Annotated in this window: 12 protein-coding genes; 8 read left to right on the top strand and 4 right to left on the bottom strand. The window is 70.0% G+C overall.

Annotated elements, in window-relative coordinates; translation table 11 throughout:
- Positions 1-12: 12 nt before the first annotated feature.
- A complete protein-coding gene (locus tag WFM69_RS04990; protein ID WP_337002295.1) occupies positions 13-708 on the bottom strand; it encodes a GTP pyrophosphokinase in 696 nt (231 codons plus the stop codon).
- A gap of 64 nt (positions 709-772) precedes the next feature.
- Positions 773-1,846: a VanZ family protein gene (locus WFM69_RS04985; protein WP_337002293.1), complete on the bottom strand. Its 1,074-nt coding sequence runs from the start codon at positions 1,844-1,846 to the stop codon at positions 773-775.
- Between the two features lie 102 nt (positions 1,847-1,948).
- Between WFM69_RS04985 and WFM69_RS04980 the strand changes: the two genes are divergently transcribed.
- Positions 1,949-4,051 carry an APC family permease gene (locus tag WFM69_RS04980; RefSeq protein ID WP_442928399.1) on the top strand — a complete coding sequence of 701 codons (2,103 nt, stop codon included), beginning with the start codon at positions 1,949-1,951 and terminating at the stop codon, positions 4,049-4,051.
- A gap of 21 nt (positions 4,052-4,072) precedes the next feature.
- Here the strand turns inward: WFM69_RS04980 and WFM69_RS04975 are convergent, their stop codons facing one another.
- Positions 4,073-5,482 carry an aminotransferase-like domain-containing protein gene (locus tag WFM69_RS04975; RefSeq protein WP_337002289.1) on the bottom strand — a complete coding sequence of 470 codons (1,410 nt, stop codon included), beginning with the start codon at positions 5,480-5,482 and terminating at the stop codon, positions 4,073-4,075.
- Between WFM69_RS04975 and WFM69_RS04970 the strand changes: the two genes are divergently transcribed.
- From WFM69_RS04970 to WFM69_RS04960, 3 genes are all read left to right on the top strand, one after another.
- On the top strand, positions 5,481-6,416 hold the full coding sequence (locus WFM69_RS04970) for a DMT family transporter (protein ID WP_337002287.1): 936 nt from the start codon (positions 5,481-5,483) through the stop codon (positions 6,414-6,416). The genes WFM69_RS04975 and WFM69_RS04970 overlap by 2 nt on opposite strands.
- The gene (locus WFM69_RS04965; protein ID WP_337002284.1) at positions 6,416-7,009 is read left to right on the top strand and encodes an FMN-binding negative transcriptional regulator; all 594 of its coding nucleotides are present in this window, start codon (positions 6,416-6,418) and stop codon (positions 7,007-7,009) included. Before WFM69_RS04970 ends, WFM69_RS04965 begins: the two co-directional genes overlap by 1 nt.
- 119 nt (positions 7,010-7,128) lie before the next feature.
- Positions 7,129-8,073: an alpha/beta fold hydrolase gene (locus WFM69_RS04960; RefSeq protein WP_337002282.1), complete on the top strand. Its 945-nt coding sequence runs from the start codon at positions 7,129-7,131 to the stop codon at positions 8,071-8,073.
- A 20-nt stretch (positions 8,074-8,093) separates the two neighbouring features.
- On the opposite strand, the gene WFM69_RS04955 is transcribed toward WFM69_RS04960, so the two are convergent.
- Complete coding sequence (locus WFM69_RS04955) at positions 8,094-9,266, bottom strand: SLC13 family permease (RefSeq protein WP_442928400.1); 1,173 nt, start codon at positions 9,264-9,266, stop codon at positions 8,094-8,096.
- 147 nt (positions 9,267-9,413) lie between these two features.
- Here WFM69_RS04955 and WFM69_RS04950 point away from each other — a divergent pair, with 147 nt between their 5' ends.
- The 4 genes from WFM69_RS04950 to kdpB are packed head-to-tail and all read left to right on the top strand — an operon-like array spanning position 9,414 to position 13,463.
- Positions 9,414-9,554: a hypothetical protein gene (locus WFM69_RS04950; RefSeq protein WP_337002278.1), complete on the top strand. Its 141-nt coding sequence runs from the start codon at positions 9,414-9,416 to the stop codon at positions 9,552-9,554.
- Positions 9,551-9,640: a potassium-transporting ATPase subunit F gene (locus tag WFM69_RS04945; protein ID WP_337002276.1), complete on the top strand. Its 90-nt coding sequence runs from the start codon at positions 9,551-9,553 to the stop codon at positions 9,638-9,640. The genes WFM69_RS04950 and WFM69_RS04945 overlap by 4 nt, the downstream gene beginning before the upstream one ends.
- A complete protein-coding gene (kdpA, locus tag WFM69_RS04940; RefSeq protein ID WP_337002274.1) occupies positions 9,640-11,319 on the top strand; it encodes a potassium-transporting ATPase subunit KdpA in 1,680 nt (559 codons plus the stop codon). Before WFM69_RS04945 ends, kdpA begins: the two co-directional genes overlap by 1 nt.
- A gap of 2 nt (positions 11,320-11,321) precedes the next feature.
- A complete protein-coding gene (gene kdpB / locus WFM69_RS04935; RefSeq protein WP_337002272.1) occupies positions 11,322-13,463 on the top strand; it encodes a potassium-transporting ATPase subunit KdpB in 2,142 nt (713 codons plus the stop codon).
- The last annotated feature ends 10 nt before the right edge of the window (positions 13,464-13,473 follow it).

The raw sequence follows: 13,473 nt of genomic DNA, 5'->3' as shown, positions 1-13,473 counted from the left end.
CGTTCTGCGAGATCAGACCCGGGTGACCGGGGGCGGCGGCGGGGCGAGCTGGCGCTGCGGAACCCCGTGCGCCTCGCGGTGCAGGCGCTCCATGCGGCTGTCGAGCTCGGCGGCCGCATCCGCGGCATCGGACAGGCTGTCGACGAGGTGCGAGGGCACCTGGTTCGAGAACTTGTAGTAGATCTTGTGCTCGAGGCTGGCCCAGAAGTCCATCGCGATGGTGCGGAACTGCACCTCGACCGGAACGGACAGCGCCCCGGTCGACAAGAACACGGGCACCTCGATGATCGCGTGCAGGCTCTTGTACCCGTTGTCCTTCGGGTGCGCGATGTAGTCCTTGACCGTGCGCACCGTGATGTCGTCCTGCGCGGTGAGCAGATCGAACAGCCGGTACACGTCGGCGACGAAGCTGCACGTCACGCGCACCCCGGCGATGTCGGTGATCTCGGCGCGGATCCGGTCGAAGTCCGGCTCGTCGATGCCCTTGCGGGCGATCTTCTCCACGATGCTGTCCGGCGTCTTGAGCCGGCTCTTCACGTGCTCGATCGGGTTGTAGGCGTGGTCGTGCGTGAACTCGTCGCGCAGGATCGAGATCTTCGTCTCGACCTCCCGCATCCCGAACTCGTACTCGCGCAGGAACCGCTGCAGCTCGTCGCGCAGCTCGCGGGCCTGGTTGATCGTGTCCTCGGTGACGTGAACGGTCGTCATGGCATCGACGTTACGGGTTCGTGATCGGAAACCGCTGTGGATACCCGATGTCCCTACGCTTCCCCTACAGGTGTCGTTCCCCCCGCGCATCTGCCCGCGCATCCGCGAGGTGCTGGCCCGAGATCACCCCGGGTAGGCCCCGGCCGAGGCGCGTGGTGAACAGCATCACGATCGCGACGAGGATCAGGATCGAAGAGGCCAGGTCGAACAGACCGCCGCCCAGAGCCAGCGCGCTCAGGCCGCCGATGCCCCCGGCCCAGCGCAGCAGGCGGGAGAGCGGGGCGGGCACCCGCGAGCCCGCATAGCGCAGCTGCACGGCGAAGTCGCCGACCGAGCGTCCGCTCGCCAGGATCAGCACCAGGAAGATCGCGGAGGGGACGACCGCACCGACCGTGCTGGCGAGACCGCCGTCGAGCACAGCCTGCCGATCGCGCACGACGTACTCCAGCCATACCTGCACCGTCACCCCGACGCCGGCGCTCAGGAAGCCGTAGGCGAGGCCGTCGCACAGCATCGCGAGGGCGCGACGGCCGCGGGTGACGGGACGCGGGAGGTCGGCGTCGGGACTCGCCTTCGCCCCGCGCAGCGACCGCGGCACGACCAGTGCCAGCGCGCAGCCCACGACCGCGCCGAGCGTGTTCGTCATCAGGTCGCCGACGTCGAAGAACCGGTACGCACAGGGGTAGATCCCCCACACACCGGTCAGCTGCGTCGTCTCGACCAGTAGCGACAGCCCGAAGCCGGCGGCCAGCGCCACCAGGATGCCGCGGCCGGCGAGCACCCGGATGAAGACGCCGAGGGGCACGAACAGCAGCACGTTGAACACCAGCTGCAGCAGCGCGGGATGCCGCAGCGGAGTGCCCGGCGCCGCGAGAGCCGTCTGCACATCGCGCACCACCGACATCGGATCGGTGATCGCCCCCACGCAGCGGATCGTGTCCGGGTCGGGCAGCGGCAGCAGCGTGTACGTCCAGATCGCCCAGAAGTAGATCAGCGCCGAGAGCCAGAGCAGCGTGCGCCCGAGGCCGAGATGCCCGCGTCGTCGATAGCTGACCGCGACGAAAGGGACGAAGAGGAGGATGCCGAAGGCCACTCCGATCGCGATCGCGATGACCCCGAGCACGACCTGATCCTCCACAGCGTGCCAGTGTAGCTTTGCCCGTAAGGATTCCGTGAGGAGCCCGCCATCCCACCGTAGGGATTCCGTGAGGATGGCGTGAGGATGCCATCAGGAGGCGTAGTGTCGCCGGACGTGTCAGACGAAAACAGGGAGGGCGCGGACACTCCGCTGCTCGCCAAGCGCATCCTCATCGGCGACCCCCTGACGAGTGAGCAGGTCGACGACCAGCTCCTCCCGAAGCGCATGGCACTGCCGATCTTCGCGTCGGATGCGTTGAGCTCGGTGGCCTACGCCCCGCAGGAGCTCGTGATGATCCTCCTGATCGGCGGCCTCACGTTCCTGTCGTTCACGCCGCTCGTCGCGATCGCCGTCGTGATCCTGCTGGTGGTCGTCGTGCTCAGCTATCGACAGCTGATCAAGGCGTACCCCTCGGGCGGCGGCGACTACGAGGTCGCGTCGAAGAACCTCGGCGAGATCCCCGGCGTGATCGTCGCGGCAGCCCTCCTGGTCGACTACGTGCTGACCGTGGCCGTGTCGGTGGCGTCCGGCGTCGACAACATCATCTCCGCGGTCCCGGGGCTCGATCCGTTCCGCGTCGAGCTCGCCGTCGGATTCGTGATCCTCATCATCATCGTGAACCTCCGCGGTGTGCGCGAAGCGTCGCTGGTGTTCGCGATCCCGACGTACGTGTTCATCGGGTCCGTCGGCATCATGATCGTCACCGGCCTGATCCGCACGTTCCTGGGCGATGCGCCCGTCGCCTCGAGCGCCGAGTTCTCGGTGCAGGCGGAGAGCCTGAGCCAGGCGGCCGTGATCTTGCTGATCCTGCGCGCGTTCTCGAGCGGATGCTCCGCCCTCACCGGCGTCGAGGCGGTGTCGAACGGCGTTCCCGCCTTCCGCGCGCCGAAGATCCGCAACGCCCAGTCCACGCTCGTCCTCATGGGCAGCATCGCCGCCTGCCTGTTCGCCGGCCTCACCGCGCTCGCCCTCATCACCGGTGTGCACTACGCCGAGAATCCCTGCGACCTGGTCGGCTTCGACTGCACGAATCCGCAGCCCAGCCTGATGGCGCAGATCGCCTCGGCGACCTTCGGCGGCGGCAGCATCCCGTTCTTCATCGTGCAGGCTGCCACCGCCTGCGTGCTGCTGCTCGCCGCGAACACCGCCTTCAACGGGTTCCCGCTGCTGGGTGCCGTGCTCGCCCGCGACGGCTACGCGCCGAAGTCGCTCAACACCCGCGGCGACCGACTGGTGTTCTCGAACGGCATGATCGTGCTGGGCATCGCCGCGATCGCCGTGCTCGTGGTGTTCCAGGCGAAGCTGACCACCCTGATCCAGCTGTACATCATCGGCGTCTTCGTGTCGTTCTCGCTGGGTCAGATCGGCATGGTGCGGCACTGGCGCCGCGTGCTCCGCGGCCCGGCGGAGGACCGGTCCGGCCCCGGCATCGACGGCGCCTCCGCGTCCGACCGCCGCTCGGCCAAGGTGGGTCTCATCATCAACTCGACCGGCGCCGTGATGACCGTGCTGGTGCTGGTCATCGTGACGATCACCAAGTTCACGCACGGCGCGTACCTGGTGTTCTTCGCGATCCCGATCCTCGCGTTCCTGATGCTGGGCGTGAAGCGGTACTACCGCGACGTGGAGCACGAGATCGCGATCGACGACACGACCCGCTTCGGGTCATCCGGCGACGTCGCGATCGTGCTCGTGAACCATCTGCAGAAGCCCGTGATGAAGGCCATCGACTATGCGATCGCCGCAAAGCACGACAAGACGCTGGCCGTGCACGTGGCCGTCTCGGCGGAAGCCGCGGCGCAGGTGCAGAAGGACTGGGCCGATCACCTCGTGCCGGTGCCGCTGGTGATCGTGGAGTCGCCGTACCGCTCGTTCGCCCAGCCGGTGACGCAGTTCATCAAGCAGTACCGCGAGAAGCACGGATCCTCGGTCGTGACCGTGTACCTGCCGCAGTACATCGTGGGGCACTGGTGGGAGTCGTTCCTGCACAACCGTCGCGCCCGCCGTCTCGCCAACCAGTTGATGCTCGTGCACGGCGTCTCGATCACGCTCGTGCCGTGGCTGCTCGACTCGTCCGAGCTCATCTACGGTCGCCGCTCGCGCCCGCTGCCCGGTCAGGAGCGCGCCGGACGCCCGGTGGTCGTCAACGGACGCCGCGCGCATCGCCCCGCCGGTCCCCCGCAGGATCCGACGCCCGACGCCTGAGGACGCCGCCGTCCGCCGTGCTCAGGAGAGCGCGTCGAGCACAGCGCCCAGAATCCCCGCGGCCTCGGCAAAGCGCGGCGGGTCGGCGTTGGCGTAGTTGAGTCGCACGTACGGCCCGGACGGCTCGGCCGGGAACCACTCGGTGCCGGGCGCGATGATGAGCCCGCGCACCTCGCATTCACGGACCACCTGCCCGACATCCGCGCTCTCGGGCAGCCGCGCCCACAGGTTGAGACCGCCGACCGGCACACCCTCCACCTGCGCGGCAGGAGCATGCGCCGCGAGGTTCGAGATCAGCAGGTCGCGGCGCGCCCGCAGCTGGTCACGGAATCCGCGCAGGTGCGTGCGCCACCCCGGCTGCGTGACGACGTCGAGCGCCGCAGCCTGCAGCAGGCCACTCACGTACATCGACTCCGCGGCACGATCCGCGAGGATGCGATCGCGCGCGGGGCCCCGGGCGATCACGGCCGCGACCCGCAGCGCCGGAGAGGCGCTCTTGGTGAGCGAACGCAGATACACGACATGACCGTCGTCGTCGGATGCGGCCACGGGACGCGGATCCGCATCGATCCCGAGGTCGTGCGCCCAGTCGTCCTCGATCAGGAAGGCCCCGTGCCGACGGACGGCCTCGAGCACGGCCTCACCGGTCGCCGTCGGCCACTGCGCTCCGGTCGGGTTGGCGAACGTCGGCTGCGCGTAGAACGCCCGTGCCCCAGTCTGCGCGAACGCCCGCTCGACGTCGTCCGGATCGGGCCCCTGGGGGCCGGAGGGGATCGGCACCAGGACGACGCCTGCCTGTGCGGCCGCGAGCATGGCACCCCAGTACGTCGGCGATTCGATCAGCAGCGGCTGACCGGGACCGACGACCGCGCGGAAGATCGAGCTCAACCCGCTCTGGCTGCCCGAGATGATCAGGGCGTCGCGGGCCGAGGCCGGCGTGACGCCGGCGGGTGCGGAGGAGGCGAGTTCGCCGGCGAACCACGCCTGCAGGTCGGGGAGTCCGGCGGCCGGGGATCGGGTCAGCGCCGCCTCGGTGCGCGCGGCGCGCACGATCGCCTGGCGCACCAGTCGCTCCGGCAGCAGTTCGACCGCGGGGTATCCCGAGTGCAGTCCGATCGCGTCGGGTGCGACGGTGCGCTGCGTGGAGGAGAGCCCGGCGAGGGGGGACGGCGAAGCCCCGAGTGCCGCGGTCTGCCAGCCGTAGTCCACGGATCGGGTGGGACGCACGGCGCGCACGAACGTCCCCGCTCCCGGTCGGGACTCCACCAGGCCGAGTCGAGCGAGGTGCTGCATCGCCTTCTGCACCGTCACCGGGCTGGCGCCGTACTCGGCCATGAGCGCGCGGTTCGAGGGGACCTGCGCCCCGGGAGCAGCGGATGCCACCCAGGCACGGACTCCGGCGACGATGCGCTCAGTGCTATCCTGATTCATGAAAGAACAGAGTAGCGTTATCGCTCCGCGTGCGACAGTGCTATCGACGCGCGCCGGTCTCTGGTGGGGGCTTCTCGGCGTCGCCGCCTTCTCCTTCACCCTTCCGTTCACGCGCATCGCGGTCGGCGGCCTCTCACCGCTGTTCATCGGCTCGGGGCGCGCCGTGGTCGCGGCGCTCCTCGCCGGGATCGCCCTGGCGGTGACACGGCAGCGACCGCCCACGAGCGTGCAGTGGTGGCGGCTCGCGATCGTCGCGGGAGGGGTGGTCGCCGGCTTCCCGCTGCTGACCTCGTTCGCGATGACCACGACGCCGGCCAGCCACGGCGCCGTGGTGATCGGGCTGCTGCCCGCTGCGACCGCCGTGGCCATCGTGATCCGCACCGGGGAGCGCCCCGCCCGGTCCTTCTGGGTGTTCGCGATCCTCGGGGCGGTCGCCGCCGTGACCTTCGCCGCACTCCAGAACGGTGGGCTCGGGTCGCTCACCGGAGCCGACCTGCTCCTGTTCGGGGCCGTCATCGCCGCCGCCATCGGCTACGCGGAAGGCGGTCTGCTCGCCCGCGAACTCGGATCCTGGCAGACGGTGTCGTGGGCGCTCGTGCTCGCGGCTCCCCTCATGTCGGTGCTGACCGTCGTCGCCGGCGTCGAGCAGCCACCAGCCGCGACACCTGTGCAGTGGCTCGCGTTCGGCTACCTCGCCGCCGTGAGCATGTTCCTCGGCTTCTTCGCCTGGTACCGCGGCCTCGCGATCGGCCCGATGGCGCAGGTCAGCCAGATCCAGCTCGTCCAACCCGTGATGGGCATCGCCTGGGCCGCGCTGCTTCTGCACGAACCCATCGGCTGGGCGACCGCCGTCGGCGGCCTCGTCGTCATCGTCTGCGCCGCGCTCGCGGTGCGCACCCGTCTGAACCACCGTCCCCGCACCGAGGAGTCCTGATGCGCCACACACCCCGCTACCTGATGACCGACCCCGACGAGGTCAAGCGCCTGATCCGTGACAACCCGTGGGCGACGTTCGTGTCCCCCGCGAGCGGCGGCCTCGTCGCCTCGCACTACCCCGCGCTGCTGCTCGACGACGAGGACGACATCGTGATCGTGAGCCACTTCGGGCGGCCGGACGAGCAGCTCCACGAGCTGGGCCGGCACGAGGTGCTGGTGATCATCCAGGGGCCGCATGACTACGTCTCGCCGAGACTCTACGCCCCCGGCGACCTGGTCCCGACCTGGAACCACGTCACCGCGCACCTCTACGGCACCCCGGAGATCCTCAGCGACGAGGAGAACTACGCGATGCTCACCCGGCTGACCGACCATTTCGAGGACCGGCAGGAACACGGTCGGCATCTCTCCGAAGACGAGGCCGGCACCCGCCGCGCCGCGAAAGGCACCGTCGGCCTGCGGATGCGCGTCGACCGCTTCGATGCGCGCGCCAAGCTCAGCCAGAACAAGTCGCCCGAGGTGCGCGAGAACATCACCGCACGGTTCGCGGAGACGAACAGCGCGCTCGCCGAGGAGATGCGGCGGGTGTGAAGCGACGCCGTGACACAAGTCACCGCAGCCGGTGACGAGTCGACACTTCCCGGGGATGCCGGGGTCGGATGGACTGGATCGCAGACCCGGAACCGAACCCGCGGTCGAGAGAGAGCAGCATGCGCAAGCCCTGGAGAGTCGTCCTCACCACCCTCGGAGTCCTCGTCGCGGTCCCCGTGCTCACGGTCGCCGCGACCGCGATCGGGAACGTCATCGCGACGAAGGTCGAGGAATCGCTGTTCACCCCCTACGGCGAGACGGTGACCGTCGACGGCAAGGAGATGAACGTGGTCGTGGCGGGTGAGGGCGAGGAGACGATCGTGCTGCTCCCCGGACTGGGCACCGCGGCGCCGGGGCTCGACTTCCAGCCGCTGATCGCGGAGCTGCAGGACACGTACCGGGTGGTGGCGGTGGAACCCTTCGACACCGGACTCAGCGACCAGACCGACACCCCGCGCACGGCCGAGAACATCACCGGGGAGGTGCACGCCGCGCTGCAGGAGCTCGGCATCGACCGGTACTCGCTCATGGGGCACTCGATCTCCGGCATCTACGCCCTGACGTACACGGCCGCCTACCCCGACGAGGTCACGGCCTTCATCGGCATCGACAGCAGCGTGCCCGACCAGCCCGGCTGGGACGAGCCGATGCCGACATCCACCATCGCCACCCTCTCCGCGCTCGGGATCACCCGCGTGCTCGGGGCCATCGCCGGCGATCCCTACGCGGGACTGCCGTACGACGACGACACGAAGGAGCGGATGCAGGTGCTCAGCGCCAGGAACGCCGCCGCTCCGACCCTGCTCGACGAGATGGACCGTGCGAAGGAGAACTTCGTGGCCGTCAGCGGCACGACGTTCCCCGCCGATCTCCCCGTGCTGCTGTTCGTGGCCGAGGAGGACGCCGAGGTGCCGGGCTGGCTCGAGCTGCACGAGACCCAGGCCGCGAGCGTCGACCACGGCGAGGTCGTGCGGATCGACGGCGGCCACTACCTGCACCACACCCGGTCGCCCGAGCTCGCGGCCCAGACGCGCACGTTCCTGGACGCGCTCGCGACGCGCTGACCGGCGCGTCCGGTGCAGGGCTAGCCCGAGACGAGCGCCAGCACCAGCACAGCGGCGAGCACGGTCGGCACCGCCGCCAGCACGCCCCACATCATGAAGCGGCTCCACCGGATCGTCACGCCCAACGCGACGATCCGGTGATGCCAGAGCAGCGTCGCGAGCGAGGCCCACGGGGTGATGAGCGGACCCACGTTGACGCCGATCAGCAGGGCCATCAGCGCCACCGGGTCTCCCGCGGCCGGCTCGAGCACCAGGTAGGCCGGGAGGTTGTTGATCGCGTTGGCGCTCACCGCACCGAGCGCGGCCAGCCGGAACAGGTCGCCGGGGGAGTCGCCGTTCGCGGTCGGCGACGTGAGGAAGTCGAGCAGACCGTGCGCGTGCGCGGCCTCGACCAGCACGAACAGCGACGCGGCGAGCGCGAGCGCCTGCCACGGGACCAGGGCGATGCGCAGCGCCCGACGCCGACGCACGGCGAACAGCACGATCAGCGCGAGGGCGGCGCCCGTGGCCGGGATCCACACGTCGTGCGTGATCGCGAGCAGGGGCATCAGCACCAGGAGGATGCCCGTGGCGCTCCAGAACAGTGCAGGGTCGGCCGGGCGTCGCGGTGCGGGCGTCTCGTAGGTGCGGAACACCGTGCGCCGGTGCATGACCGTGAGGATCGCGACCGGTACGAGGATGCCGACGAGGGTGGGCGCCCAGCTCAACGCGATGAACGCCGTGGGGCTGTCGCCGATCGCCGGGGCGGCGAGCAGATTCGTGAGGTTGGAGACCGGAAGGGCGAGGGATGCCGTGTTGGCGAGCCAGACGGTCGCGAGCGCGAACGGCAGCGGTGAGACCCCGATGCTCTGCGCCAGCAGGACCACCACGGGCGTGACGATCACGGCAGTGGTGTCGAGCGAGAGGAACACCGTGCTCACCACGGCGAGCGCCACCACCAGCATCCACAGGGCCACCACCCGCCCTCGGCCCCACCGCGCGAGGCGCTGGGCGACCACGTCGAACACGGCGGCGTCACGGGCGAGCTCGGCGACGATCGTGATCGCCACGACGAAGCCGAGCACGGGCGCGATCCGCTCCCCCAAGGCCCCGGCGTCGGGTCGCGGCAGGAACCCGGTGACCACGCACACGAGCGCGACCGTGACCAGCCCGGCGACGACCCACGTCCCCGACCCGATCCTGGACCATCTGATTCCCACCTCGTGAGCATAGGGCCGAATCCCCCGGTTCCCGCACGAAGATGCGGTTCCCGTGAGCAACGCGCATGCATCGGGGCGGGGTGCGTAGGGGAAGCGTGAGGATCGCGGCGGCGGGCATCGCGGCGGAGTTGTATCGGATCCGTGCTCGACATCATCTACATTGCGCTGACTCTCGCGCTGTTCGCCCTCGTGTCCCTGGTCGCCAAGGCGGTGGAGAAGGCGGGCCCACGCGCCCGAGGCTCCGCCCAGCGCGAAGCGATGGACGGAGGGGCGCGGGGATGATCGTCTTCGAGATCCTCGCCGCCGTCCTCGCGGTCGGCGCCATCGTCTACCTCGTGGTCGCTCTCGTGGCCCCCGAGAAGTTCTGATGGACGCGTCCGTCTGGTTCGGCGTCCTCCAGCTCACGGCCGTCGTGGTCGTGCTGGTGCTCCTGTATCGCCCGCTCGGCGACTACATGGCCCATGTGTTCAGCTCGGCACGCGACCTGCGGGTCGAGCGCGGCATCTACCGCCTCATCGGCGTGGATTCCTCGTCCGAGCAGACCTGGCGCGCCTACGCCCGCAGCGTTCTCGCGTTCTCGGTGGTGGGGGTGCTCCTCGTCTACGGTCTGCAGCGGCTCCAGGCGTTCCTGCCGCAGTCGCTCGGACTCCCGGCCGTACCGGAGGGGCTGTCGTTCAACACCGCGGCCTCGTTCGTGGCGAACACCAACTGGCAGTCGTACTCGCCCGAGCAGACCATGGGCTACACCGTGCAGCTCGCGGGCCTCACGGTGCAGAACTTCGTGTCGGCGGCGGTCGGCCTCACCATCGCGATCGCGCTGATCCGCGGTCTCGCCCGGCGCGGCTCGACCACGATCGGCAACTTCTGGGTCGACCTCATCCGCGGGCTCGGCCGCATCCTCCTCCCGATCGCGCTGATCGGCGCGGTGGCCCTCCTCGCGGGCGGTGTGATCCAGAACTTCGCGGGCTTCACCGACGTCACCACGGTGTCGGGCGGCACGCAGCCGATCCCCGGCGGCCCCGTCGCCTCGCAGGAGGCGATCAAGCTCCTCGGCACGAACGGCGGCGGCTTCTTCAACGCCAACTCCGCGCACCCCTTCGAGAACCCGAGCGGCTTCACGAACCTGCTGTCGGTGCTGCTGATCCTGGTGATCCCGTTCTCCCTCCCCCGCACCTTCGGCCGCATGGTCGGCGACCACCGGCAGGGCTACGCGATCGCCGCAGTCATGGGCACGCTCTTCCTCGTCTCGACGGTCGCGCTCTCGGCGCTCGAACTGGCCGGCCGGGGCACCGCACCGGAGCTCGCCGGGGCCGCCATGGAGGGTAAGGAGGTGCGCTTCGGCATCCTCGGCTCGACGCTGTTCGGCAGTGCGAGCACGCTCACCTCGACCGGCGCGGTGAACTCGATGCACGATTCGTACACGGCGCTCGGCGGCATGATGCCGATGCTGAACATGATGCTCGGCGAGGTCGCCCCCGGCGGCGTCGGATCGGGTCTGTACGGGATGCTCGTGCTCGCGATCATCGCCGTGTTCATCGGCGGTCTGCTCGTCGGACGCACCCCCGAGTACCTCGGCAAGCGCATCGGCCCGCGGGAGATCAAGCTCGCGAGCCTGTACATCCTCGTGGTCCCGGCACTCGTGCTGGGCGGCACGGCGCTGAGCTTCGCGATCCCCGGCATCCGGGAAGACGTGGAGTCGACCAGCATCCTGAACCCGGGCGTGCACGGCATGAGCGAAGTGCTCTACGCGTTCACCTCGGCCGCGAACAACAACGGCTCCGCCTTCGCCGGGCTCACCGCGAACACGCCGTGGTTCAACACGGCCCTGGGCGTGGCGATGCTGCTCGGACGGTTCCTGCCGATCGTGCTCGTGCTGGCCCTCGCCGGATCGTTCGCGGCGCAGCAGCACGTGCCCGCGACCTCGGGCACCCTGCCCACGCACCGGCCGCAGTTCGTCGGCCTCCTCCTCTCCGTGACCGTCATCGTCACGGCACTCACCTACTTCCCGGTGCTGGCACTGGGACCCCTCGCTGAAGGCCTCGTCTGACCATGACCCTCATCACCACTCCTTCCGAACAGCAGGATGCTCCGGCATCCGCTCCGACGACACCCCCGCGTTCCTTCGGCTGGGCGCAGCTCGTGCAGGCACTCCCCGGGGCGCTGCGCAAGCTGGACCCGACGGCCCTCGTCCGCAACCCGGTCATGCTCCTGGTCTGGGTCGGTGCGGCCTTCACCACCGTGCTCGCGATCGCCGAGCCGTTCCTCGGCGGCCCCGCCTCGTCGGGCGGCACCCCGGTGCCCGCCCCCTTCACCTGGGGCATCGCCATCTGGCTGTGGCTGACCGTGCTGTTCGCGAACGTCGCGGAATCGGTCGCCGAAGGCCGCGGCAAGGCGCAGGCCGCGAGCCTGCGCAAGACCCGCACCAGCACGATGGCCCGCCGCGTGGTCGGCTACGACCCGGCCGCGGATGCCGCGGCAGAGCACGCCGCGACCGCCCAGGTCTCGTCGGCCGAGCTGCAGCGCGACGACGTGGTGATCGTCACGGCGGGCGAGCTGATCCCCGGCGACGGCGACATCGTCGCCGGTATCGCGACCGTCGACGAGTCGGCCATCACGGGCGAGAGCGCCCCGGTGATCCGCGAGTCCGGCGGAGACCGCAGCGCCGTCACGGGCGGCACCCGCGTGCTGTCCGACCGCATCGTGGTGCGCATCACCTCGAAGCCGGGTGAGACGTTCGTCGACCGCATGATCGCGCTCGTCGAGGGCGCGAGCCGGCAGCGCACGCCCAACGAGATCGCCCTGAACATCCTGCTCGCGAGCCTGTCGATCGTGTTCGTGGTCGTCGTCCTCGCCCTGAACCCGATCGCCTCGTACGCGGCATCGCCGGTGAGCATCCCGGTGCTGATCGCGCTGCTCGTGTGCCTCATCCCCACCACGATCGGGGCGCTGCTCTCAGCCATCGGCATCGCCGGAATGGACCGCCTCGTGCAGCGCAACGTGCTCGCCATGTCGGGGCGTGCGGTGGAGGCCGCGGGAGACGTCACCACACTGCTGCTCGACAAGACCGGCACCATCACCTACGGCAACCGTCGCGCACACGAGGTGCTGCCGCTGCCCGGCGTGAACGGCGAGGAGCTGCTCGAGGTCGCGGCACTGTCGTCGCTCGCCGACCCCACCCCGGAGGGCGCCTCGATCGTCGAGCTCGCCGAGGCGAACGGCATCCGGGTGACCGCCCCCGCCGACGCGGTGGTCGTGCCGTTCACCGCGCAGACCCGCATGTCGGGACTCGACCTCGCCGACGGCACGCAGATCCGCAAGGGCGCCGGTTCCGCCGTGCGCGCCTGGCTCGGACTCGACGGCGACGACGCGGAGCTCGCCAGCCGCACGGATGCCGTGGCCTCCCGTGGCGGCACCCCCCTCGTCGTCGCGGTGACCGCGCCCGGTGCCGGCGGCCGCGTGCTCGGCGTGGTGCACCTCAAGGACATCGTCAAGGACGGCCTCCGCGAGCGCTTCGACGAACTGCGGGCGATGGGCATCCGCACCGTCATGATCACGGGCGACAACCCGCTCACGGCGAAGGCGATCGCGGCGGAGGCCGGGGTCGACGACTTCCTCGCCGAGGCGACGCCCGAGGACAAGCTCGAGCTCATCCGCCGCGAGCAGGAGGGCGGCCGGCTGGTCGCGATGACCGGGGACGGCACCAACGACGCCCCCGCGCTCGCCCAGGCCGACGTCGGCGTGGCGATGAACACCGGCACCTCGGCCGCGAAGGAGGCCGGCAACATGGTCGACCTCGACTCCGACCCGACCAAGCTGATCGACATCGTCCGCATCGGCAAGCAGTTGCTCATCACGCGCGGGGCGCTCACCACGTTCTCGCTCGCGAACGACATCGCGAAGTACTTCGCCATCATCCCGGCGATCTTCATGGGGGTGTTCCCCGGGCTCGCCGCACTCAACATCATGCAGCTGCACTCCCCGGCATCCGCCGTCACCAGCGCGATCATCTTCAACGCCATCGTGATCGTGTTCCTCATCCCGCTGGCCCTGCGCGGCGTGAAGTACCGGCCCGCGAGCGCCTCGCAGATCCTGCAGCGCAACCTGCTCATCTACGGCCTCGGCGGCGTGATCGCCCCGTTCCTCGGCATCAAGCTCATCGACCTCGTCGTCAGCCTCATCCCGGGCTTCTGACCCGGCTCGG

Origin of the sequence: Microbacterium sp. LB12 (assembly GCF_037150835.1) — a bacterium.
GTDB lineage: Bacteria > Actinomycetota > Actinomycetes > Actinomycetales > Microbacteriaceae > Microbacterium.
This window is presented reverse-complemented; position numbering and strand designations above follow the sequence as displayed.

Excerpts from the sequence above, each read along its gene's own strand:
- kdpA (WP_337002274.1), top strand. The coding sequence starts at position 9,640 with ATGGACGCGTCCGTCTGGTTCGGCGTCCTCCAGCTCACGGCCGTCGTG.
- WFM69_RS04960 (WP_337002282.1), top strand. The coding sequence starts at position 7,129 with ATGCGCAAGCCCTGGAGAGTCGTCCTCACCACCCTCGGAGTCCTCGTC.
- WFM69_RS04965 (WP_337002284.1), top strand. The coding sequence starts at position 6,416 with ATGCGCCACACACCCCGCTACCTGATGACCGACCCCGACGAGGTCAAG.
- kdpB (WP_337002272.1), top strand. The coding sequence starts at position 11,322 with ATGACCCTCATCACCACTCCTTCCGAACAGCAGGATGCTCCGGCATCC.
- WFM69_RS04970 (WP_337002287.1), top strand. The coding sequence starts at position 5,481 with ATGAAAGAACAGAGTAGCGTTATCGCTCCGCGTGCGACAGTGCTATCG.
- WFM69_RS04975 (WP_337002289.1), bottom strand. The coding sequence starts at position 5,482 with ATGAATCAGGATAGCACTGAGCGCATCGTCGCCGGAGTCCGTGCCTGG.
- WFM69_RS04990 (WP_337002295.1), bottom strand. The coding sequence starts at position 708 with ATGACGACCGTTCACGTCACCGAGGACACGATCAACCAGGCCCGCGAG.
- WFM69_RS04945 (WP_337002276.1), top strand. The coding sequence starts at position 9,551 with ATGATCGTCTTCGAGATCCTCGCCGCCGTCCTCGCGGTCGGCGCCATC.